The 22,634-nt window shown below is 60.0% G+C and carries 15 protein-coding genes; 13 read left to right on the top strand and 2 right to left on the bottom strand.

Annotated features, from left to right (window positions below):
* The first annotated feature begins 112 nt into the window (after window positions 1-112).
* The 10 genes from AC1PLS_RS12955 (at window position 113) to AC1PLS_RS12910 (ending at window position 10,845) form a co-directional block, all read left to right on the top strand.
* The gene (locus AC1PLS_RS12955; protein WP_024937947.1) at window positions 113-523 is read left to right on the top strand and encodes a TcpQ domain-containing protein; all 411 of its coding nucleotides are present in this window, start codon (window positions 113-115) and stop codon (window positions 521-523) included.
* 126 nt (window positions 524-649) lie between these two features.
* The gene (locus AC1PLS_RS12950; RefSeq protein ID WP_024937946.1) at window positions 650-1,660 is read left to right on the top strand and encodes a VirB8 family type IV secretion system protein; all 1,011 of its coding nucleotides are present in this window, start codon (window positions 650-652) and stop codon (window positions 1,658-1,660) included.
* Window positions 1,657-2,424, top strand: a complete 768-nt coding sequence (locus AC1PLS_RS12945) for a TrbG/VirB9 family P-type conjugative transfer protein (RefSeq protein WP_104542505.1) — start codon at window positions 1,657-1,659, stop codon at window positions 2,422-2,424. The genes AC1PLS_RS12950 and AC1PLS_RS12945 overlap by 4 nt, the downstream gene beginning before the upstream one ends.
* The gene (locus AC1PLS_RS12940) at window positions 2,421-3,593 is read left to right on the top strand and encodes a TraB/TrbI/VirB10 family type IV secretion system protein (RefSeq protein WP_024937944.1); all 1,173 of its coding nucleotides are present in this window, start codon (window positions 2,421-2,423) and stop codon (window positions 3,591-3,593) included. Before AC1PLS_RS12945 ends, AC1PLS_RS12940 begins: the two co-directional genes overlap by 4 nt.
* A gap of 14 nt (window positions 3,594-3,607) precedes the next feature.
* The gene (gene virB11, locus AC1PLS_RS12935; protein WP_024937943.1) at window positions 3,608-4,648 is read left to right on the top strand and encodes a P-type DNA transfer ATPase VirB11; all 1,041 of its coding nucleotides are present in this window, start codon (window positions 3,608-3,610) and stop codon (window positions 4,646-4,648) included.
* A gap of 56 nt (window positions 4,649-4,704) precedes the next feature.
* Window positions 4,705-5,535, top strand: coding sequence for a lytic transglycosylase domain-containing protein (locus AC1PLS_RS12930; RefSeq protein WP_049818023.1), 831 nt, complete (start codon window positions 4,705-4,707; stop codon window positions 5,533-5,535).
* Between the two features lie 58 nt (window positions 5,536-5,593).
* Window positions 5,594-5,998, top strand: a complete 405-nt coding sequence (locus AC1PLS_RS12925; protein WP_024937942.1) for a TrbC/VirB2 family protein — start codon at window positions 5,594-5,596, stop codon at window positions 5,996-5,998.
* Complete coding sequence (locus AC1PLS_RS12920) at window positions 5,991-6,302, top strand: VirB3 family type IV secretion system protein (protein WP_049818018.1); 312 nt, start codon at window positions 5,991-5,993, stop codon at window positions 6,300-6,302. Before AC1PLS_RS12925 ends, AC1PLS_RS12920 begins: the two co-directional genes overlap by 8 nt.
* Before the next feature lie 104 nt (window positions 6,303-6,406).
* Window positions 6,407-8,863, top strand: coding sequence for a VirB4 family type IV secretion/conjugal transfer ATPase (locus AC1PLS_RS12915; RefSeq protein WP_024937940.1), 2,457 nt, complete (start codon window positions 6,407-6,409; stop codon window positions 8,861-8,863).
* Between the two features lie 365 nt (window positions 8,864-9,228).
* Complete coding sequence (locus AC1PLS_RS12910; RefSeq protein ID WP_184431566.1) at window positions 9,229-10,845, top strand: alpha-glucosidase; 1,617 nt, start codon at window positions 9,229-9,231, stop codon at window positions 10,843-10,845.
* An 823-nt stretch (window positions 10,846-11,668) separates the two neighbouring features.
* Here the strand turns inward: AC1PLS_RS12910 and AC1PLS_RS12905 are convergent.
* Both AC1PLS_RS12905 and AC1PLS_RS12900 read right to left on the bottom strand, forming a co-directional pair.
* Entirely contained in the window at window positions 11,669-14,428 is a 2,760-nt protein-coding gene (locus tag AC1PLS_RS12905; RefSeq protein WP_184431564.1) for a TonB-dependent receptor, read from the bottom strand.
* A gap of 312 nt (window positions 14,429-14,740) precedes the next feature.
* On the bottom strand, window positions 14,741-16,819 hold the full coding sequence (locus tag AC1PLS_RS12900; RefSeq protein ID WP_184431563.1) for a glycoside hydrolase family 97 protein: 2,079 nt from the start codon (window positions 16,817-16,819) through the stop codon (window positions 14,741-14,743).
* A gap of 242 nt (window positions 16,820-17,061) precedes the next feature.
* On the opposite strand from AC1PLS_RS12900, the gene AC1PLS_RS12895 reads away from it, so the two are divergent.
* From AC1PLS_RS12895 to AC1PLS_RS12885, 3 genes are read left to right on the top strand one after another with little or no spacing between them, the layout of a single operon-like run.
* Window positions 17,062-19,248 (top strand): glucosidase family protein, encoded by a 2,187-nt coding sequence (locus AC1PLS_RS12895; RefSeq protein ID WP_481103763.1) that lies wholly within the window; start codon window positions 17,062-17,064, stop codon window positions 19,246-19,248.
* Window positions 19,245-20,723, top strand: coding sequence for an MFS transporter (locus AC1PLS_RS12890; protein WP_481103762.1), 1,479 nt, complete (start codon window positions 19,245-19,247; stop codon window positions 20,721-20,723). Before AC1PLS_RS12895 ends, AC1PLS_RS12890 begins: the two co-directional genes overlap by 4 nt.
* Window positions 20,724-20,737: 14 nt before the next feature.
* Window positions 20,738-22,396, top strand: coding sequence for an alpha-amylase family glycosyl hydrolase (locus tag AC1PLS_RS12885; protein WP_260300032.1), 1,659 nt, complete (start codon window positions 20,738-20,740; stop codon window positions 22,394-22,396).
* Window positions 22,397-22,634: the final 238 nt, after the last annotated feature.

The following is a 22,634-nucleotide window of genomic DNA, read 5'->3' as shown; positions in this document are numbered from 1 at the left end:
CAAGCGAGTCATCAAAGACAGATCCACTCCGCCGCCCCAGGGTGAGCGGAGCTGTTGTGCTGTCCGTCTTAAGCCCGAAATCTCATGAGTTGGAGAAGTCAGAGTGAATCCGATGTATGTGTCCAAGCTGTCGCTGGTCTTGGTGGTCGCTGCGTTGGTCGGTGCCTGCGCGACCAAGCCTGCTCCCGATTTTGGTGGACGTTGGAAGCACGTCAATCACTTTGACGAAGCCCCTACCGAAATTCCGCTCTACACCTCCTACACGTATCAGGCTACGCCGATGGACGGCACGTTGAAGACGATGCTGGAGCGGTGGGCCGCGGATTCCAACATGCAGCTGTCCTACAACCTGCCTTCGGACTACACCCTGATCGCCCCGGTTTCCAATATCAGCACCACCAGCGTGCAGCAAGCCGCCACCGAGCTGAGCGCGGTCTACGCGGCGCAAGGTGTCTCGGTCTCGGTCTCTGCCAACAAGCTGCTGGTACAGCCGGTGCCGGTATCGTCTGGAGCCAAGCTCTAAGAGCTGAACCGCTGATCCGATGCTAACGGCATTCGGTCGGTGACTGAGCTCAAGCCTCCCATGTGCCCGCGCTCGTCGCGGCGATAGTTTCAGGCCTGACAAGGCCTTACGGTGACGGATCTAGACATGTTGCGTAAGAAGGTCAGTGAAAAGGACGGATCTGCCCAAGTGGGTGCGGCCGTCCAGAAAGCGGTGAACTACGAGGTGAGCATCGCCGATCTCGCGCGCCGCAGCGAAAAGCGAGCATGGATGGTAGCGACCGTTTCCATGCTCATTACCGTCATGACGGCCGGCGGCTACTACTACATGCTGCCGCTGAAAGAGAAGGTTCCGTACCTGGTAATGGCTGATGCGTATTCTGGCACCAGCACCATCGCCAAGCTCGAAGCGAATTTTGGAGGACGTGCAGTTAGTACGAGCGAGGCGCTAGCGCGTAGCAATATTGCACGCTTTATCATAGCCCGCGAGTCGTATGACGCATCGACGATCAGCGATCGTGACTGGAATACGGTCGGATCAATGGCCGCCACAAGCGTACTTGCTGAGTATCGTGCGCTGCACGCCGCCAATAACCCGGCTAGGCCTTTCATCGTCTATGGAAGGAATCGAGCAATTCGTATCACGATCCTCAGCATCACTCTTATTGGCGGGAAAGGTAAGCCTTTTTCAGGGGCGACGGTACGTTTTCAGCGTAATATCTACGATAAAAGCTCTACGGTCAGCACGCTGTTAGATAACAAGATCGCGACAATGGAGTTTGTTTACCAAGATAATCTCCAGATGACCGACGAGCTGAGGGTGGAGAATCCGCTAGGCTTTAGAGTCACTGATTATCGTGTAGATAATGACTATTCGGCCCTGCCCGCGACTCCCGCTTCAGGCGCTCAGATGCTTCCATCAACGGCTGCAACCTCTCAGGGAGTTCCGGTAGTGCAGCCCGGAATGCCCGGAGCTGCTGCTTCGGTTGCGCCTAGTGCAGTGCCGCAGGGTACGATGCCTGTCCAGCAGGCTGCCCAGGCGCCTGCTGGTGTGCCGACTCAGCAACAGATGGCGCCAGCGACATATCCAAATCAGGCCCAGCCTGTGATTCAACCCCAGGGGACACCGAATAATGTCAATGGAGCGAGCGGTAGATGAATCTCTTTAGTCGATACAGGATGTCGCTACTTGCGCTGCTACCGCTTGCGTTGTGCGTGCCTTCCGCGACTGCACAGGTGGTGCAGGAATATGAGTATGCGCCAGATCGCATTTATCAGGTGCGTACGGGACTGGGAATTACAACACAGGTAGAGCTTAGTCCTAACGAAAAAATCCTGGACTACAGTACCGGTTTTACCGGTGGCTGGGAGTTGACTCGCCGCGAAAATGTTTTCTACCTCAAGCCAAAGAATGTCGATGTCGATACGAATATGATGATTCGTACTGCGACGCATTCATACATTCTTGAACTTAAGGTGGTGGCAACTGATTGGCAGCGTTTGGAGCAGGCCAAACAGGCCGGCGTCCAGTACAAGATAGTATTCACGTATCCCAAGGATGCCAGTTTTAATGGTCCTGAGGAGGCAGTGGCGGTTAAGGATGGCCCGCAACTGAATGCCAAGATATTGAAGGATCGCCGTTACTATTATGATTATGACTATTCGACGCGAACCAAAAAATCTTGGCTGATTCCGAGTCGCGTATACGACGACGGCAAGTTCACCTACATAAATATGGATTTGACCCGCTTTCCGACAGGTAATTTTCCTGCTGTCTTCGGGCGTGAAAAAGAGCACTCTGAAGACTTTCTGGTCAATACCACGGTCGAAGGAAATACATTGATCGTGCATGGCACCTATCCATTTCTGGTGGTTCGCCATGGCAGCAATGTCGTAGGTCTGCGAAGGAATAAGCAAAAGTGAACTCAAATACGCCAAACAACTCCGACGAGCGCATCCCCGGACGCGATGAGCAGTCCCGTGCAGAATACGACGAACGCGAAAGCAACCCATACTTTGCGCGTCAGAGAGCAGCCGAAGCTCCGGATCTTGATGCCAACGAGCCAGTGCTGCACTCCAACGATATCAAGCGGCTCAACCGCAAGGCCCTGGTGTTTTTGGCCGGTATCGCAGCATTGCTGATTCTCGCCATTTTTTGGCTAGTTTCACGTAGCTCAGGCAAACCGGAGACGGTGAAGCCGCGCGTTGAGACGGTCGTTGCGCCAGCGCTGCCGCAAAATATCACATCGTCTGTCGACCCCGACCCAGTACCGCTTGTGCAGCAGCAAAACCCACTGCCTTTGCCAACTGCGCCGCCTGAGTATAACGAGGAGCGCGTCATCGCTCCTGAGCGCGAGCGTGGTCCTACGTTGCTGGAGCGCCGTATTCTCGCTGAACAGGCAGCCGGACAGGGCCCGCAAGCTAGCAGTGGTCTGCTTGGCGCACAGCCGCCAGCAGATCAGGAAGACAAGCAAGTCACTTTGGCCAAGCCGATTAGTAATCCGGACGGATTGCTGGTTCGCGGAACATATATCCGCTGCATTTTGGAGACCCGAATCATCAGTGATTTCGATGGCTTTACATCATGTATCGTAACTGAGCCCGTATATTCGATTAACGGGCATAATTTGCTGTTGCCGAAGGGTTCAAAGATGCTTGGGCAATACGCAGCAAAAGAGCCGACCTCTCCTCGCATGCAGGTGGTCTGGGACCGTATCACGACCCCGACTGGCATCGACGTAATGCTGGAGGGGCCGGGTATTGACAATCTCGGTAGTGCGGGTCATCCAGGTCAGTATAACGCTCACTGGGGAAATAAGATTGCGTCCGCACTATTCATCAGCATGCTCAGCGACGCATTCAAGTACGCTGCAGCAGAATATGGCCCGGAGACAACCACGGTTGGTGTCGGCAGTGGTGTCATCACTCAGCAGCCGTTTGAAAGCAATACTGCCCGTAGTATTCAGGATATTGCCGAGCAGGCAGTCGCAAAATCCGGTCGTCGCCCTGCAACCGTGACGATCAATCAGGGAACGGTGCTGAACGTTTATGTGGCCAAAGACGTTGATTTCACAGCGGTGCTGCCAAGGTGAACGAAGGTGCCGTCATGACGATTGACGATTCTCCGCTTGCGCGGATTTCCAATGATTTTTTGGATTATCAGTACTCGGTGTTGGGGATTCTGGACTACCTGAATTCCCCCGAGGTTACTGAAATCTGCATCAATCGTCCTGGCGAAATCTATCTCGAAACCATCAACGGCTGGCAGCGCATGGACGTGCCATCTCTAACTTTCGATCGGGCAAGGCAGTTTTGTACTGCAGTTGTTAATGAAAGTAATACAGGTCAGCGTATTACTGATGCCGATCCAGTTGTGTCTTTGACGTTTCCAACCGGTCAGCGCGCGCAATTTGTGATTCCTCCTGCATGCGATGCCGGTAAGGTTTCTATCACAATTCGTTTGCCTTCCAAACATACCAAGACCCTTGAGCAATACAAGCATGACGGGTTTTTTGATCAGGTATTGGAGCAGGCAGCGGATGTCAGCGATCACGATCGTGAACTGCTTGAATTGCGCCGTAATAAGGATTATTCGGAGTTTTTTAAGAAATCTGTGCTTTACAAGAAGAACGTGGTTGTGGCGGGTGCAACCGGTAGCGGTAAAACCACGTTCATGAAGGCATTGGTCAACCATATCCCCAACGAGGAGCGCCTGGTCACGATCGAGGATGCCCGAGAACTTTTCATCAGTCAGCCGAACTCAGTGCATCTTCTTTATTCAAAAGGAGGGCAAAGCGCCAGCAACGTGACCGCGAAAAGCTGCATGGAGGCCTGTCTGCGGATGAAGCCCGACAGGATTATTCTTGCAGAATTACGTGGCGATGAATCGTTCTATTTCATCCGAAACTGCGCTTCCGGCCATCCTGGCTCTATCACGAGTTGTCACGCAGGAAGCGTGGAGCAGACATGGGATCAACTCGCGCTTATGGTGAAGGCTTCTAGCGAGGGTTCTGGTTTAGAATTCGAGGTGATCAAACGATTGCTGCGCATGACCATCGATATTGTGGTGCATATCAAGGCGCATGCGGGCCGTCGCTTCATCACCGGGATCGATTTCGATCCTGTAAGAACATTGCGGGGCGGCTGATCAGCCGCGAACAATTTACATCGATCGAATTTGAGGAGGCCGCTATGTTGCCTGGCATGGAGCTCATGGGATGCACTGGACTAGCCGTTCCCGGCGAGGTGATGCAGCATGTAGTACGTGTCGAATCCTCACGTAACCCTTACGCAATCGGTGTGGTTGGAGGCAGGTTGGTGCGTGAGCCGCGGGGGCTTGAAGAAGCGGTCGCTACTGCGCGGATGTTGGAGCAGAAGGGCTACAACTTTTCTCTTGGCCTGGGTCAGGTCAATCGCTATAACCTGCTGAAGTACGGACTGACTAGTTACGAGATGGCATTTGCCAAGTGCCCTAATTTGGTGGCAGCATCGAAGATTCTCGCGGAATGCCACTCCCGTTCAGGTGCAGATTGGGGTAAATCGTTCAGCTGCTACTACTCCGGTAATTTTGAAACTGGTTTCAAGCACGGCTATGTACAAAAGATTTACGCATCCATCCGGCAGTCGGTGGCTTCCGCGAGCGGTGCTGAGCCGATTGGGGTCATTCCTAATCGGCCGATCAAGATACGTAACGAGAATCCGGCGCGTCAAATTGCCGCAGGACTTGCAGATGCCATCGTTTCTCGTCGGATTCAAGACATGGCTGCACCTGCGCAAAATCAGGTGCAACGCCAAGCGCTGCCCGAAAATACACCCGCTGCCACTGCCGCTCCTGCGCAGCCTGCCGTGACCTCCTCGCCGATTCCAGCAGAAAGCGACCTTTACGTCATTCGGGCAACCGGACAGGGGCGCGGTATCGCTGTGCCTGCTGCAGGGGCGCAGGCCGCTGTTTCTGCTGCGGCTCGTCAAGTCGCGCCAGCTCCTGATCCCCCGCCACCTCGACAGTCTCAAGTAGACAGTGCTTTTGTGTTTTAGCAAGGATGAAAAATTGCCATCGGATGGTTCGAGTCCCCCTGCTCCAAGGAGATAGATTATGAAGTCAGTGAATAACAAACAGTTGGTTGCCGACGCCAAGATGGTCGGTATTCAGGCCCTGAAGGCCTTGCTCTTCACCTCAGCCTTGCTGGTAGCCGGTGGTGCTGGCGCACAGGTCGGTGACCTGGCAAAGACCGACGAGAAGGTTTGCGGTTTTCTGGATAACGTTAATACGCTGCTTACGATGGGTTCTGTAGCTGTGGTGACGATTGCGGTAATTGTCGCTGGTTATCAGATTGCTTTCGCTCACAAACGCATCTCGGAAGTGTCGCCGATTCTGATTGGCGGCGTGTTGATTGGTGCTGCCGGCCAGATTGCCAATATGGTGATTGGCAAGCGTGACAACCAGTGCACCGGTGAAGCGGCCATGGCGCTATTGCAAGCCATCCATCACTATGCGTAAAGATGTACTTTTTCGTGGGTGCACCCGCCCGGCGATGTTCTTGGGGGTCCCCTATATCCCATTCTTCGTCGGTGCTGGTGGTGGCCTGATGATGGGTATGTACTTTGATTTATGGTTCCTCCTTACTATTCCTGTTTTCATCTTCATCATGCAGCAAATGGCCAAAAGGGATGAAATGATTTTCAGGTTGTTAGGGTTGCGATGGTTGTTTCGGATGCGCGTCCGTAACCTGCAGCGCTATTCCGGGATGTGGGTATTTAGCCCAAACGAATATCGCAAGGTGCTTGCTGGAAAACGTCAGTAAACACCTGGATCTGCTCTATCAGCCCCATGCGCGCAAGCTGCATGGGGCTGGTGCTTATGTCGATTGCTTTTTTTTGACGTTTCCTTCTTTAAACTGGTAATTCCATGTTAAGTCCAGATAGTCCGATCAGCGAATTCGTCTCCATTTCGACGCATGTGGCACCGTCGGTTCTAAAGACGACTGGTGGCGACTATTTGTTGATCTGGCATCTAGGTGGCCTTCCTTTCGTCGGACGCGACGAGTTCGAGTTGGAACAGCGTCACAACACGTTCAATCGCCTGCTTCAGACCTTACGTGCGCCAGATTTCGCGAACGTGGCATTCTGGGTGCACGACGTCCGCCGTCGTCGCAGGATTGGCAATACCAGTCGCTTCAAGCAGTCTTTCAATCAGGGGTTGTCCGACGAGTATTATGCTGCTCTATCGTCGCAAAAGATCATGCAGAATGAGCTTTACTTCAGCATGATCTACAGGCCGGTGGTCACTGGTCGTCGTCTTGTCGAAAAGTCTGGCGACCCGGAGCGAATCCGCCTGGAAGAAGAGCAGGCGGTAGCGAAGATGATAGAGCTCGCCACCAACGTGGAGGCGGTGCTAAAGGACTATTCGCCTTACCGGTTGGGCATGTATGAAGCCAAGAACGGTATTGTTTTTTCAGAGACGTTGGAGTTTCTTGGCTATTTGCTTAACCGGATTGATGAGCCTGTTCCTGTGTTGCAAGCGCCGGTGCAGGCATACCTTCCAGTTAGTAAGCACATGTTTGCTAATAAGACAGGTGACTTCGTCATTCGCACGCCCGATGGTCTTAATCACTTCGGTGCAATTCTTAACGTTAAAGAATATGCTGATGGAACGTATCCAGGCATTCTCAACGGTCTGAAGTACCTGGATTTTGAGTACGTGGTGACGCACTCGTTTAGTCCTGTCGGCCGCCACGACGCACTTAAAGTGCTAGAGCGTACAAAGGGTATGATGATCTCGTCGGGAGACAAGTCGTCCAGTCAGATTCGGGATCTGGATGTTGCGATGGATGACGTGGCTTCGGGCAATTTTGTGCTTGGTGAATACCATTTTACGATTGCTGTTTATGCCGACAGCCAAGAGAAGCTGGCCAAGCAGATCGCAACGACCCGTGCTGAACTATCCAATGCCGGTTTTGTCTCGTCCAAGGAAGATCTCGCAGTAGCGTCTTCATTTTATGCGCAACTACCAGGCAATTGGCGTTTCCGTACTCGAATTGCCAATCTCAGTTCTCTTAACTTTCTCGGTCTTTCCCCGCTGCATAACTTTGCGCAGGGTAAGCAACATAACAATCCTTGGGGGGACTGCGTGACCACGCTGCAGACCACCAATGGTCAACCGTATTATTTCAACTTCCACGCTACCCATCCGGCCGAAAACTCGCTGGGCGAGAAAGCTATCGCGAACACGATGGTGATCGGCAAGTCGGGTACGGGTAAGACCGCGCTGATCAATTTTCTGTTGAGCCAGGTGCAGAAGCTCGATCCGGTTCCGACCATCTTCTTCTTTGACAAAGACCGCGGTGCCGAAATCTTTGTGCGTGCCTGCGGGGGCAATTATCTTGCGCTAGAGAATGGTGCGCCAACGGGCTTTAACCCGTTCCAGTGCGAACGCAACGAGGCCAACACGCAATTTCTGGCTGAGCTGATGAAGGTGCTGGGCGGCAAGTCGGAGTACAGTTCGCGCGAGGAAGAAGATATTTATCGTGCGGTGGAGGGCATGCTGGACACGCCGATGCATCTGCGCAGCATGAGCAACTTCCGTAAGAGCCTGCCGAACATGGGCGACGATGGGCTATATGCGCGCCTGCGCCGCTGGACTGCCGGCAATTCGCTCGGCTGGGTGTTCGATAATCCGGTGGACACCATCGACCTGACGCGCGCATCGATCATCGGCTTCGACTACACCGATGTGATCGATAATGCAGAAGTTCGTGTGCCGGTGATCAACTATCTGCTGCATCGGCTGGAGGCTCTGATTGATGGCCGTCCGCTGATCTACGTGATGGACGAGTTCTGGAAGATTTTGGACGGCAAGGGTGGGCTGAAGGAATTCGCCAAGAACAAGCAGAAGACCATCCGTAAGCAGAATGGCCTGGGTATTTTTGCCACCCAAAGTCCGGAGGATGCACTTGCCAGCGACATCGCGGCTGCATTGATCGAACAGACCGCGACCATGATCCTGCTGCCCAATCCCAGCGCCAGCCGCGATGACTACATGGAAGGGCTCAAGCTCACCGATGCCGAGTATCAGGTGGTGGTGTCGCTGGACGAGCGCTCGCGTTGCTTCCTGGTTAAGCAGGGCCATGCCTCGGCGGTGTGCCAGCTCAACCTGCGTGGGATGGATGATGCCCTTTCGGTGATTTCATCTTCAACCGACAACATTGAAATCATGCATCAAATTTTGTCGCGGAAAGCCGACAAGCTGGGTGTAAGCGTAGACCAGCTGACGCCGGAGCAGTGGCTGGAAGACTTTTATGCGAACCGAAAGGGCTCGGGAAAACGCAAGCGCGCCAAAGACGACGACCTTGAGAGTCGAGCATAACCTCTCCCCTGTAGACGAAACGTTTTTTAAAGCCCGTCACGTATTGGTGTACGGGCTATATACTGATTGATTAAGATTTTTAGTAAATCGTATTTAGTGTCGTTTGCTCTAAGGTTGTTTCAGTCGCAGAACAACATTCCATATGCGACGGTTCGATTTTTTGAGTTAAGCTTCTTCCCTGCCATCTCCCTTGACGACGAGTGAAATGGTGCGCGCCATAATGTAAGTTTCTGAGGTATTTGCGCGTCGCTTCGTAGCGCTATGAATACGTATGCAAAAATGCCCCGCATGCGGTGGGCACAGCTACGCTAACGGACTTGGCTGAGCGTCTATTTGGCGCCCGCAATGGCCCGGGAGGGGCGTACATGTCGCAGACACCATGGTGGCGCGGGGCCGTCATCTATCAGATTTATCCGCGTAGTTTTCTGGATTCCAATGGCGATGGGGTGGGCGATCTTCCCGGGATCATCGCCAAGCTCGACTACATCGCCGGGTTGGGCGTGGATGCGATCTGGATTTCGCCGTTCTTCAAGTCGCCGATGGCCGATTTCGGCTACGACATCGCGGACTACCGTGCAGTGGATCCGCTGTTCGGGACGCTGGATGACTTCGATCGCCTGCTCGACAAGGCGCACGGCCTTGGCTTGAAGGTGATGATCGACCAGGTGTTGAGCCATACCTCGATCGCGCATGCGTGGTTCCAGGAGAGCCGGCAGGACCGGACCAACGCAAAGGCGGATTGGTACGTGTGGGCCGATCCGCGTGAGGACGGGACGCCGCCGAACAATTGGTTGTCGCTGTTTGGTGGGGTGGCGTGGCAATGGGAGCCGCGGCGTGAGCAGTATTACCTGCACAACTTCCTGGTGGATCAGCCGGACCTCAACTTTCACAACGCCGAGGTGCAGCAGGCGACGCTGGATAACGTACGCTTCTGGCTGGATCGCGGGGTGGATGGGTTCCGCCTGGATGCGATCAACTTCTGCTTCCACGATGCGCAGCTGCGTGACAATCCGGCCAAGCCGGCCGACAAGCGGGTGGGGCGTGGGTTCAGTGCCGACAACCCTTACGCGTATCAGTATCACTACTTCAACAACACGCAGCCGGAAAATCTAGCGTTCCTGGAGCGCTTGCGCGGGCTGTTGGATCTTTATCCGAATGCAGTGAGCCTTGGCGAGATCTCGTCGGAGGACTCGCTGGCGACCACTGCCGAGTACACCGCCCATGGCCGCCTGCATATGGGCTACAGCTTCGAGCTGCTGGTGCAGGACTACAGTGCTGCTTATATCCGCGAGACGGTGAGCCGGCTCGAAGCCACGATGCTGGAAGGTTGGCCATGCTGGGCCATTTCCAACCACGACGTGGTGCGCGCGGTGACACGCTGGGGTGGGGCCGATGCATCGCCGACGTTTGCGCGAATGGTGGTTGCAATGCTGTGTTCGCTGCGTGGCTCGATCTGCCTGTACCAGGGCGAGGAGCTGGGCCTGGGCGAGGCAGATGTGGCGTTCGAGGATCTGCGCGATCCGTATGGCATCACCTTCTGGCCAACCTTCAAGGGTCGCGATGGCTGCCGCACGCCGATGCCATGGACGGATGCGCCGTCGGCAGGGTTCAGCAGCGGCAAGCCGTGGTTGCCGCTGGCCGAGGAGCATCGTGCGGCTGCGGTGAGCGTGCAGCAGGACGATCCGTTGTCCGTGCTCAGTGCGGTGCGGCAGTTCCTGGCTTGGCGCAGGGGCGAGCCTGCGCTGCGCGAGGGGGCGATCACGTTCTACGACACCGCCGAACCTGTGCTGATGTTCCGGCGCGAGCACGCCGGCCAGGTGATGTTGCTGGCATTCAATCTGTCGGCCGATGCAGCCGAGCTTGGGCTGCCGGCTGGCGCGTGGAAGCAGGTCAATGTGCCCGGCGTGGAGCGCGGAGCCATCGAACATGACCGCCTGCGCTTGGCCGGGCATGCAGTGGTTTGTGCGATCGAAGTTCGCTGACGTTCTGTCGCGCCAGCTAGCTGTCTGTGCGTGATTGTCTGGAACGCGGCGAGGCATTCCTTAGGGGAATGCCTCGCTTTTCTTTGTAGTGACGATTGCTTGGTTTGCCAAGCATTTATAGCGTTACGCCAGCTGTGCGGCTATTCCCGGTCGATCAGGTCCCCGCTCTCTGGATGAGGCAGGGTGTGCTGTTCTCCATGCCAGTCGGGGTGGTCTGACCAGAAGGCTGCACGTGGATGGCGATGGACTGCGAGGACGTTAGCGTTGCCGGCGGCCTTGCAGCAACGGCTTGGATTCGTGTTGGTGCAGGCAGGCGCTGATGGTGCCGGGAGATTGGCCCCGTTCCGGTGCGACAGGCGAATGTTACGCGCAGGGAGGTGCTGATGCGCGGGGAGGCATGACTGGCGGTCGATCCTGTGCGCTTCGCGAAGGGCAGTGCAAGCTTGGATTTTGAAAATCTTGGATCAAAAGAAAACCCGCCGGTTTCACATCGGCGGGTTTTCTTTGGTCGATGTCGTCGTTTTGATCAGGAGAGCATTCGGTTCTTCTAGTTAGAGGCCGCATCTTGAATGACGGCCCATGGAGCCCGACAGAGCAGAACTGGCCCTGCTTGATTGGCGCGCGTTGCGCTTGTGCCGAACCCTCATCCCAACCCCTCTCCCGGTGGGAGAGGGGATTTGGTGTCCCGGTGGAGAGGGCTGGCACCGGGGCCGGCCAGCCAGGTGATGCGCCGGTTGTCACGTAGGTAGCGTAGCCACAGTTAGCAATGTGGCCACAGACAAAGATGTCGCCAATCAGCGCATCGTTTGCAGTTCACAGCTCATCAGAACTTGTAGTTGATGCCCAGCACGAAGGTGCGGCCCCATTCGATGTATTCCAGCGGACGGTCCTTGGTTTCGGCATAGGTGCGGTAGGGCGAGTTGCTGAGGTTACTGGCCTGCAGCAGCAAGGTCAGGCCGGCAAGATCGCTGCTGTCGTTGAAGCTGTAGCTGATCTGCGCATCGGTGATGTTTTCGCCGACCACGTAGCGCAGCGTGCGGTTGCCGTTGAAGTTGCCGATCTCGCCGATGAAGTCCGAGCGGCGGCGCTGGCTGACGCGTGCTTCGAAGCCCTTGTGCTCGTAGTAGGCGGTGAGGTTGTAGACGCGTTCGGACAGGCCGGGCAGGCTGATTTCGCCGTCACCGACGCTGGAAGCACTTTCCGGGTCGCGGATCTTGACGTCGCTGTCGTTGAAGGTGGCGCTAGCCTGGATGCCGAAACCTTCCAACGGAGCGAAGACCAGATCCAGCGGCAGCGAAGCGGTGAGTTCGACGCCGCGCAGGGTGCCGCCCTTTCCGTTGAACGGGGCGCTGAAGGTGCCGGTGGTCAGTACTGGCGCCGAGCCCGGCGGCGGCACATAGCCGGCCACCAGCGCGGAGAAGTCGTAGTTGTCGCGGCTCTGGGTGTAGATGTAGCTCTTCAGGTCCTTGTAGAAAAACGCGGCAGCCACGTAGGCGCGTTCGGCGAAATATTTTTCGTAGGAAAGGTCGATGGCGTTGGCGCGCCAGGGGTCCAGCATCGGGTTACCGCCGCTGGCGCCGGGGCGGCCGGTGGAGGTGTCGACGCCGAATTCCAGCGAGGCGCGCAGCTGATCTACGCGTGGGCGTGCGACCTGCTTTGCCATCGCAAAGCGCAGTGTCTGTTCGTACGGGAACTGGAAGGCCAGATTCAGGCTGGGCAGCCAGTCGCGATAGGTCTTGCCGTCGTCGATCGGGCGCACTTCACTGCCTGCCGGCTGCGACGCGTCCCAATAATTTGCGCGCGAGGATTGGTCGGCGCTCTGCAGCTGCACGCCGATATTGCCGCGCACGCCCACATCGCCCCATTCGGTATCGAGATTGGCGCGCAGCCAGGCGGTGGTGATCTTTTCTTCCACGGTCCAGGCCTTGGACACCAGGAACGAGGCATCGTCGCTGGGATTGAACAGCATGTAACGCGAGACCACCGCCGGGACGTTCCAGGCGGGCAGGGTACCGATGCCGGCAAAGCCCAGGTTGACCGGCGCGTATTGCAGGTCCGATGCTATGGTGGATTCGCCCTGCGCGCCAAGGGTGATGTTGCCTTCCGGCTGGGTTTTCTGTTTTTCGCGATTGGCGTAGTTGACGCCCACATCCAGATCCGAGAACCAGCTCAGCGCTTCGGGCATCGGGAAGCTGGCCTGCAGGCGTGCGCCCTTGAGCACATCTTCCACGCTCGGCACCTTGCCGTAGCCGGAGCCGTAGATGGTGTTGGTGAGAAACAGCTGATCGGGATTGGAGTAATCCATTCCCGGCGCAAGCTGGGAGAAACCGTTGCCGACAACCGATACGCCGACGGTATCCAGCTGCGGCATCGGCGCACGCTGGAGATTGTTTTCCAGGTTCAGTTCGTCGCGCGTGGCCTTGGAGTAATTGAGATCGGCAGTGATCTTGACCGCACCGGCAGTGATCTCATTGTTCCAGCCGAATGCATCGATGGTGTCTTCGCGCTTGTTGTACATGCCGCGGACCAGCGGATAGACGCCACTGGCGTCGCCGCCGGTGAAGCTGTTGCTGTCGTTGACGCGCACGTTGCTGATGTTCAGGCCCGGCGTGTAGCCACCGTTGTAGTTGCTCAGGTTGAGCTCGAACTGGTTGGCGGTGTCGATCTGCTCGGCCTTGGTGTGGAAGGCGTCGAGCGTGCTGGTCCAGGCGTTGGACGGCCGGTATTGCAAAGTGGCCATGACGCCGTCGCGCTTCTGGTTGCCGGTGCGGCGCAATGCCTTGATGCCGTCGGAAAAATACACGCCGTCGGCCACGCCGGGGCGCGGGCGCTGTGCGTTGACCGGTTGCCACGGCTCGTACAGGCCGACCTGGTTTTCCTGGATCGGCATGTCGGTGTGTGCGTAGCCGATGGTCAGGCCGATGGTGCGGTCGGCGAACTGGTCGATGTAGCTGACATTGAAGCGGTTGCCGTATGGGTCGACGTTGGCGGCCTTGCCCAGCGAATTGCGTTGGTAACGGCCACCGATGGCGATCACGCGCTCGTTGTAGCTGAGCGGGCGTGCAGTCTGCATGTCGACGGTGCCGGACAGGCCCTGGCCGACCAGGCCGGCGTCGGGCGTCTTGTAGACGGTGACACCGCTGACCAGTTCGGACGGGTACTGGTCGAATTCCACGCTGCGGTTATCGCCTGTGCTGACCACTTCGCGGCCGTTGAGCAGGGTGGTGGAGAAGTCCGGCGACAGCCCGCGCACGCTGATGACCTGTGCGCGACCGGCCACACGTTGCGCCGCCAGGCCAGGCAGGCGCGCGAGCGACTCGGCGATGCTGACGTCGGGCAGCCGGCCGATATCTTCGGCCGAAATGGCTTCCACGATCGAGGTCGAATCCCGCTTGACCGAGATGGCACCTTCGATCGCGCGGCGCAGGCCGGTGACCTGGACCTTGTCCAAGTCGGTCACCGCGCCAGCGGTTTGTTCGGTGTCGGTTGCTTGCGCCGGTGTCGCCGATTGCGCGGCGGCCAACGTCGGTGCCATGGCGACGGCCAGGGCGATACTCAGCGCAGAGCGCTTGTGCTTCAACATTTTCCCCTCCCAGGTACATGTTGTTCTTTGATTTTTCGATCCGGCAGACGCCTGGATGCATTGCATCGCGCGCCACGACGGACGTTACGACTGCGACGTATGGTAGACACGGCACCTGGGTGCAAACGGGCACTGCATACGTATTCACTCCGGCTGATTGCGCTGGAATCGATTCCACGCCGGCTTTGCTGCGGCGCGGTACGCTCCTGGCCTGTCGTGAGGAAACGCCAATGCGCAATCTGCAGCGGTTGCGGTGCCGTTGCGTGATGCACTCGGTCGCGTTGAAGGGCTCTTCAGCCCGCTGCGACCAAATCAGCGCCTGCCATCCACCGGCACGAAGCGAATCGCCTGCCCACCACCTGGCGCAAGACGCAGTTCCAGCGTATCGGCACTGCTGACCTGGCGTTGTTCGCTGACAAAGGCGAATGGGTTGCTGACATAGTCCGCACCGTCGCCGTCGCGATAGATCTGCGCGGTGTAGCGCACGCCCGGCTCAAGGAATCCGAGCGGCACCTGCAGCAACCGGCCATGCTCGTCGGTGATGCTGCCCAGGAACCAGTCGCGGCTATGCCGATCCTTGCGCGCGATGGTGACGTAGTCGCCGACTTCGCCATTCAAGGCGCGGGTCTGATCCCAATCCACCGCCACGTCCTCGATGAAGCGGAAGGCATCGCGGTGCTGCAGATAATGCTCGGGCAGATCGGCGGCCATCTGGATCGGGCTGTAAAGCGTCACGTACAGCGCCAGCTGGCGCGCAAGCGTGCTGGGAATCGCCTGGCCGTTGCGGCCTTTCAGGCTGAGGATGCCGGGCGTGTAATCCATCGGCCCGGCGAGCAGGCGGGTGAACACCAGGTTGACCTCGTGCTCGGGCGGATTCGGTGGCTGGCCCCAGGCGTTGTATTCCATGCCACGCGCGCCCTCGCGCGAGATCCAGTTGGGATAGGTGCGGCGCAGGCCAGTGTCCTTGATCGGTTCGTGCGCATTGACTGCGAGGTGGCGCGCGGCAGCTTCCTGCACCACGCGCAGATGATGGCGTGCCATCCATTGGCCGTCGTGCCATTCGCGCAGCGGTGTGCCGCCTGCCGGGTTACGACGTTCCACCTGGCCGTCGTCGCAGACATAGCCGGTCTTGACCGAGTCCACGCCGAACCGGGCATACAGGTCCATCGCTTCGGCAATCTGGTCTTCGTAATGATCCACTGCGCACCCCGTTTCATGATGGCCGATCAGATGCACGCCCTTGCCAGCGGCGTATTTGCTCAGCGCGGGCAGGTCGAAATCCGGTGTCGGCCTGGTGAAATCGAAACTGCCGCCGTTGCCGAACCATTCGCCGTCCCAGCCCGGATTCCAGCCTTCCACCAACACGCCACGAAAGCCGTGTGCCGCGGCAAAATCGATAAGGCGCTTGGTGTTGGCAGTGGTGGCGCCGTGTGTCGGCCCGGTCGCCCAGGTCTGCTGGTTGAGATGCATGGACCACCACACCCCGACGTATTTGGACGGCTTGACCCAGCTCACATCGCCCAGGGCGTTGGGCGCGTTGAGGTTGAGGATCAGGTTGGACTCCACCAGCCCGGTGGCCTGGTCGGCGATCTGCAGCGTGCGCCACGGCGTATCGAACGGCAGCTTGCGCCGCACCTTCCAGCCTTCGGCAGCGGGCGACAGCTGCGCGCGCAGGCGCTGGCCTTCGGTACGGCGCAGCCACATGCCGGCGTAGTCGACCAGCGCCGCCTCATGCAGCGCGACATGCAGCCCGCTCTCGGTGCGCAAGGTAAGCGGCGTATGTGCCAGCGCGACCTGGTTCAACGGCGTGCGCTGATACAGGTATTCGTAGTGGATCGGCTCGCCTGCCGGAATCCACCATGCCTCGGACGGTTGCGCGACGGCGAATTCGGTCACTTCCTCGTCGATGATGGCTTCGCGCAATCCCGCTTGCTCGGGAAAGTGATAGCGCAGGCCGATGCCATCGTCGTACACGCGCAAGATCACATCGAAGCGGCGTTGCGCGCCGCTGCGTTCGCCCAGGCTGACGCTTAGTTCGTTGTAGTGGTTGCGCACCAGGCGCGTCTCGCCCCAGGGTTGTTCCCAGGTATCGTCATGGGCTTGGCGTGCTTGCGAGAGGACGACCAAGCCGCGGTCCAGCCGGCCGTCGCGCAACTGGAAACCCAGGCGCGAGCGTTCCAGCACTGGCAGGCCCAGGCGTTGCACGCGGTAATAGGGCGTGCCGCCGTCCACTTCCAGCGTGACCTGCAGGACGTTGCCGGGCGAATCGGCACTGATGGCGATGCGCTCGGCCTGCGCGATGCCCGCAAGACTGCCAAGCAACAGGACAAGCAGTGGCGCACTGCGTGCGGCGCGCGCTATCGAACGCACGCGATGTGAAACCAGCGGCATATCCCCTCCCAAGGCGGCCGTTGCGTCAGCGGCGACTATGCAGCGCTGTGGCGTGGATGAGCCATGCTGCACTGCGGCCATTGCCATGAATACGTATGCATTGATGCGGAACCGCTGAGCGCGCGTCTACCATGGCGTCACGGCACCTGGGAGGGTCCGCGCCCGTGGCACGCCAGTGCCGCGCACTACAACGCGTGCAACGAGGGAGGGAGGCCGACGGTGCAAGCCGTCTGGCCGCTTCGATGCTGAAGATGATCTGCATGGCTGCAACGCTCGGCGTTGCGGCAAGCTCGCCGGTGTTGGCCGATGAGCTGGAATTCCAGGGCCGCCGTGCGCAAGCGCAGGCGCTCGAAGACGGCGGTTTCGTGTTGCGCTGGCCGCAGGGCGAGCGCCGCATCGGGCCGCAGCCGATGCGTACCCACACCGCCAGTCCGTTGTTCGACGCCCTGTTCGCCATGGCGCAGCAGGAAATGGCCGATGACCGTGTCGAGGCGATTCGCGATCCGGCCTTCAACGACGGCAAGCCGGTGCCGTGCGCGTGTTTCGAAACCGGTGAGCGCTGGCCTTACGTATGGACGCGCGATGTCAGCTTCGCCGCCGATCTGGCGTTGGCGCGGCTGGAGCCGGAGCGCACGCGCAATGCGCTGCGCTTCAAGCTGTCGGCGGCGCGCGACGGGCAGACGCCAGGGGTGTTTGTTGCGCAGGACACCGGCTCCGGTGGCAGCTGGCCGATCAGCAGCGACCGCGTGGTGTGGTTTCTTGCCGCGCGCGGCCTGCTGGATGACAAGGCGTTCGCTGAAGAGGTGTGGGAGGCGTTGCAGGCCACCCTCGCGCAGGATCGTGACGCGGTCTTCGATGCGCAGATCGGCCTCTACCGCGGCGAAACCTCGTTTCTGGATTGGCGCGAGCAGACCTACCCGGAGTGGACGCGCCAGGATGTGCGCTTCATTGCCGAGTCCTTCGCCCTGTCCACCAACGTGCTGGACTACCAGGCCCTGCGCCTGGCCGAGCAGCTGGCGCGCCAGCATGGCGATGCGCGTGCGTCCAGGTACGCCCAGTGGGCCGATGCGCTGCGTCAGGCCATCGCCACGCGCTTCTGGGATGCGCCCAGCAATCAGTATGTGAGCTATCTGGGCAATGCGGCGCATCCGGTGCGCTATGCCAAGGTCGATCTGCTCGGCGTGTCGCTTGGCGTGCTGGCCGAGGTGTTTCCGAAGGAGCGTGCGCGTGCCGCGCTGCGCGGGTATCCGCTGGTTGCCGGCGGCAGCCCGGTGGTGTGGCCGCAGGACGCCGAGCAGCCGATTTATCACAATCGCGCCGTCTGGCCCTTCGTCAGTGCGTACGCGCTACGCGCCGCACGCCAGCTGGACGACGCGCCGCGCATTGCGCTGGAGCTGCAGTCGTTGATGCGCGGCAGCGCGCTGGCTGGCTCCAACATGGAAAACTACGAGATGCAGAGCCTGGCGGTGCATGTGGAGGAGGGGCCCCGCAGTGGCCCGGTGGTGAATTCGCCGCGCCAGTTGTGGTCGGTTGCCGGCTATCTCTCCGCGGTGCTGGAAGGCGTGTTCGGCATTGGCGCCGATGGCAGTGTGACGCCGAAACTGCCGCGTACGTTGGTGCCGTTGTTGTTTGGCGATCGCCAGCAGATCGTGCTTGAACAGGGCGCCCGACGCTATGTGCTGCAGCGGCCGACGGCGAGTGCGGGTGAGTTGCTGGTGGCGGGGAAGGTCGAGCAACAAGGCCAGACCACGTTGGTGTATCTGATCGGTCGCAAGGCCGATACCACCGCCCCGCCGCAGCCACGCCAGGTGTTCGCACCCAGCACGCCGGAGGCGCCCGTCGCGCAACGGCAGGGCGACGGCCACCGCATCGTGATTCCGGCTGGGACGACGCTGTACATGGATGGGCATGCGTTGGACGCCACGCGGCACTTAGACCTGCGCGAGGACGGCCGGCTGCACGTGCTCAGCCTGGCCCGCCGCGCCGATGGCCTGGAGTCGCTGCACAGTCCCGCGTTGACGCTCGGCCCGTTGCAGGAAGTCCCGGGCAGCGAGGCCTGGGTTTGGACTGCCACGCGCGCGGGCCAGCATCGCGTATCGCTGCGTTATCGCAACCCCAACGGGCCGATCAATACCGGCGTCACTGCGGCGGTCAAGCGGCTGCTGCTGGAATGCACGGGGCAGGCGACGCAGTCGCAGGTCGTGGTGATGCCGCATAGCGTGGGCGAGCAGCTGTCCACGCAGGTCAGCTTCACTGTGGTGGCCGGGCAGCAGTGTAGGTTCCGGCTGGAAGATGGCTTCAACATGAGCGCACTCGCGCATTTTGCGCAGTACAACGGCGGCCGCGGTGGTCGCGATGGCGTGGTCAACACCGCGCAGGTGAGTGCGCTGCTGGTCGGCCCCGCAGCGAGCACGGAGGCTGCGCAATGACCGCCAAGCCACGCCTGAGTTTCTGGCAGATCTGGAACATGTGTTTCGGCTTTCTCGGTATCCAGTTCGGCTTCGCGCTGCAGAACGCCAACGCCAGCCGCATCTTCCAGACCCTGGGGGCGCAGGTCGACGATGTGCCCGGTCTGTGGATCGCCGCACCGCTCACCGGTCTGATCGTGCAGCCCATCATCGGCTACCTGTCCGACCGCACCTGGACGCCATGGGGGCGCCGACGTCCGTATTTCATGGTCGGCGCGGTATTCACCACACTGGCCTTGCTGGCGATGCCCAACGCGCCGATGCTGTGGATTGCCGCCGGCACGTTGTGGGTGCTGGATGCATCGATCAACATCTCGATGGAGCCATTCCGCGCCCTGGTCGGCGATCAACTGCCACCGGCGCAGCGGCCCACCGGCTATGCGATGCAGAGCTTCTTCATCGGGGTCGGCGCGATTGTGGCGAGTTTCCTGCCGTGGTTGCTCACGCATTGGGGCGTGGCCAATACCGCGCCGCCGGGGCAGTTGCCCGACAGCGTGCGCTACGCCTTCTACCTCGGTGCCGCGGTGCTGTTCCTGTCGATCAGCTGGACGGTGCTGCGCACGCGCGAATACAGCCCGCAGCAGCTGGCCGGTTTCGACGATGCGCATCCGCCTGTAGCGGCTGCAGCGATCGCCGGCACCTTGCCGCCGCAACGTGCGAGTGCGCTCTGGTGCGGCATCGGTGTGCTGCTCGCCGCTGCGATCGCCTGGCAGCACGGCGACCGCATGCTCTACGTGCTGGCCGGCCTGTGCATCGCCTACGGTGCGCTGCTTGCGTTGGCGCGCGTGCTGCCATCGACCGGCATGCTGGTGGCGATCGTGCAGGACGTGCGCAGCATGCCGCTGACGATGCGACGCCTGGCCTGGGTGCAGTTCTTCTCCTGGTTCGCGCTGTTTGCGATGTGGATCTACACCACCGCGGCGGTTACCCAGGTGCACTTCGGTGCCAGGGACACCGCATCGGCAGCCTACAACGAAGGTGCGAACTGGGTGGGCGTGTTGTTTGGCGCCTACAACGGATTTGCGGCGTTGGCGGCATTGGTCATTCCACTGCTGGTGCGTGCGATCGGCCTGCGCTGGAGTCATCTGTGCAACCTGTGGCTGGGTGCGGCCGGGCTGTTGTCGATGCTGGTGATCCGCGACCCGCAGTGGCTGCTGCTGTCGATGCTGGGTGTCGGCTTTGCCTGGGCCTCGATCCTGTCGCTGCCCTATGCCTTGCTGTCCGACAGCGTGCCCGCCGCCAAGATGGGCGTGTACATGGGCATCTTCAATTTTTTCATCGTGATTCCGCAGCTGGTCGCGGCCAGCGCACTGGGCTTCGTGCTGCGCGTCTGGCTGGGCGGTCAGCCGATCCATGCGCTGGCCATCGGTGGCGCCAGTTTGCTCATTGCCGGTGTGTGCGTGGTGCGGGTTCCAATGGCCTCGGGAGGGCAGTGATGCGGCAGGTGATGATGGCTGGATTGATCGTATCTGCAGGAGCAGCGAGCGCGGCGGCTGCACCCGGCGATTACTACGGCACGCTGGAGCCGTTCGCTGCCGACGCGGTGTATTTCGTGGTGACCGACCGTTTCGTCAATGGCGACCCCGGCAACGACCAGCGCGACCAGGGCGGTGCGCATCGCACGTTCGATGTGCCGACGCCTTGCGCAGATGGAGTCGGCGACAACATCGGTTACCTGGGGGGCGACTTCAAGGGCATCGTCGAACATGCCGACTACATCCGCGACATGGGCTTTGGCGCGGTGTGGATCACGCCGATTGTCGACAATCCGGATGAGGCCTTCACCGGCGGCAAGCCGATCAGCTGCGGCAGTACGCTCAGCGACCACGGCAAGACCGGCTATCACGGCTACTGGGGCGTGAATTTCTACAAGCTCGATGAGCATCTGCCCAGTCCGGGCCTGGACTTTGCCGGCTTCACCCGCGCCATGCATGCCAACCGCTTGAAGGTAGTGCTGGATATCGTGGGCAATCACGGCTCGCCGGCCTACAGCATGCCGGTGGCGCAGCCGGGCTTCGGCAAGCTGTACGACGCCGATGGCCGACTGGTCGCCGATCACCAGAATCTACCACCGGCGCAGCTGGATCCGCAGCACGTTCCGCTGCACGCGTTCTACAACACCGGCGGCGGCCTGGCCGAGCTGTCCGATCTCAACGAAAACAATCCCGCTGTGCTCGATTATCTGGCCGGCGCGTATCTGCAGTGGATGGAGCAGGGCGCCGACGCGTTCCGTATCGACACCATCGGCTGGATGCCCAACCGTTTCTGGCATGCCTTCGTGGCGCGCATCCGCGAAAAACGTCCGGGGTTCTTCATGTTCGGCGAAGCCTTCGATTACGACGCCAACAAGATTGCCGGGCATACCTGGGCGCGCAATGCCGGCGTCAGCGTGCTGGATTTCCCGTTGAAGCAGCAGCTGTCCGCTGTCTTCGGCCATGAGCAGGCCGGGTTCGAGAAGCTTGCCGCGCCGCTGTTTCTGCGTCAGGGGCCGTATGCCAATCCGTACGAGCTGATGAGCTTCTACGATAACCACGACATGGCGCGCCTGGATGCCAGCGACACCGGCTTCATCGACGCGCACAACTGGCTGTTTACCGCGCGCGGCATCCCGGTGATCTATTACGGCTCGGAAACCGGCTTCATGCGCGGGCGTGCCGAACATGCAGGCAACCGCAATTACTTCGGTGCCGAGCGCATCCGCACTGCACCGCACAGCCCGATTTTCGGCCCGTTGCAGCAGATCGCGCGGCTGCGTCGCGATACCCCGGCATTGCAGCGTGGCGTGCAGGTGGATGTGCTGCTACGCGAGGATCACGCGGCGTTTTTGCGGGTCTATCAGCATGCGGGCGCCAGCCAGACGGCGTTGGTGCTGCTCAACAAGGGCGATGCGGCGGCGAACATCGAGGTGACGCGTTTTCTGCAGCCTGGCACCTGGCGCGACGCGATGAGTGGCGAGCAGGTGCCGGTGCAGCGTCGGCTGCTGGCGGCGGTGCCCGCGCATGGGGTGCGGGTGCTGCTGTCGGACGCGCCGATCACCGACCCGGCCTTGCGCAGGCAGCTCGACGCGCAGATGGCCGAGCAAGCCGCGCGCGACGCCCGCAACCGGTAGGAGCGCCCCCGGGCGCGATGGGCGTTGCCAGGAGCGCCCCGTCGCGCCCGGGTGCGCTCCTACGAGGCATCACATCGCGGGCTGTCGCGCACGCTCCAACGAATCCCAAATTCCGAATCCGGCCGACGGTGATTTCGATCCTGGTCACGCTGCGGGCCGCGACAGCACGGGGCCGCGCGTAACAGGTAGGAGCGCACCCGGGCGCGATGGGCGTTGCCGGGAACGCCCCTCGCGCCCG

Source organism: Xanthomonas sp. NCPPB 3218 (assembly GCF_056725185.1).
This window is presented reverse-complemented; position numbering and strand designations above follow the sequence as displayed.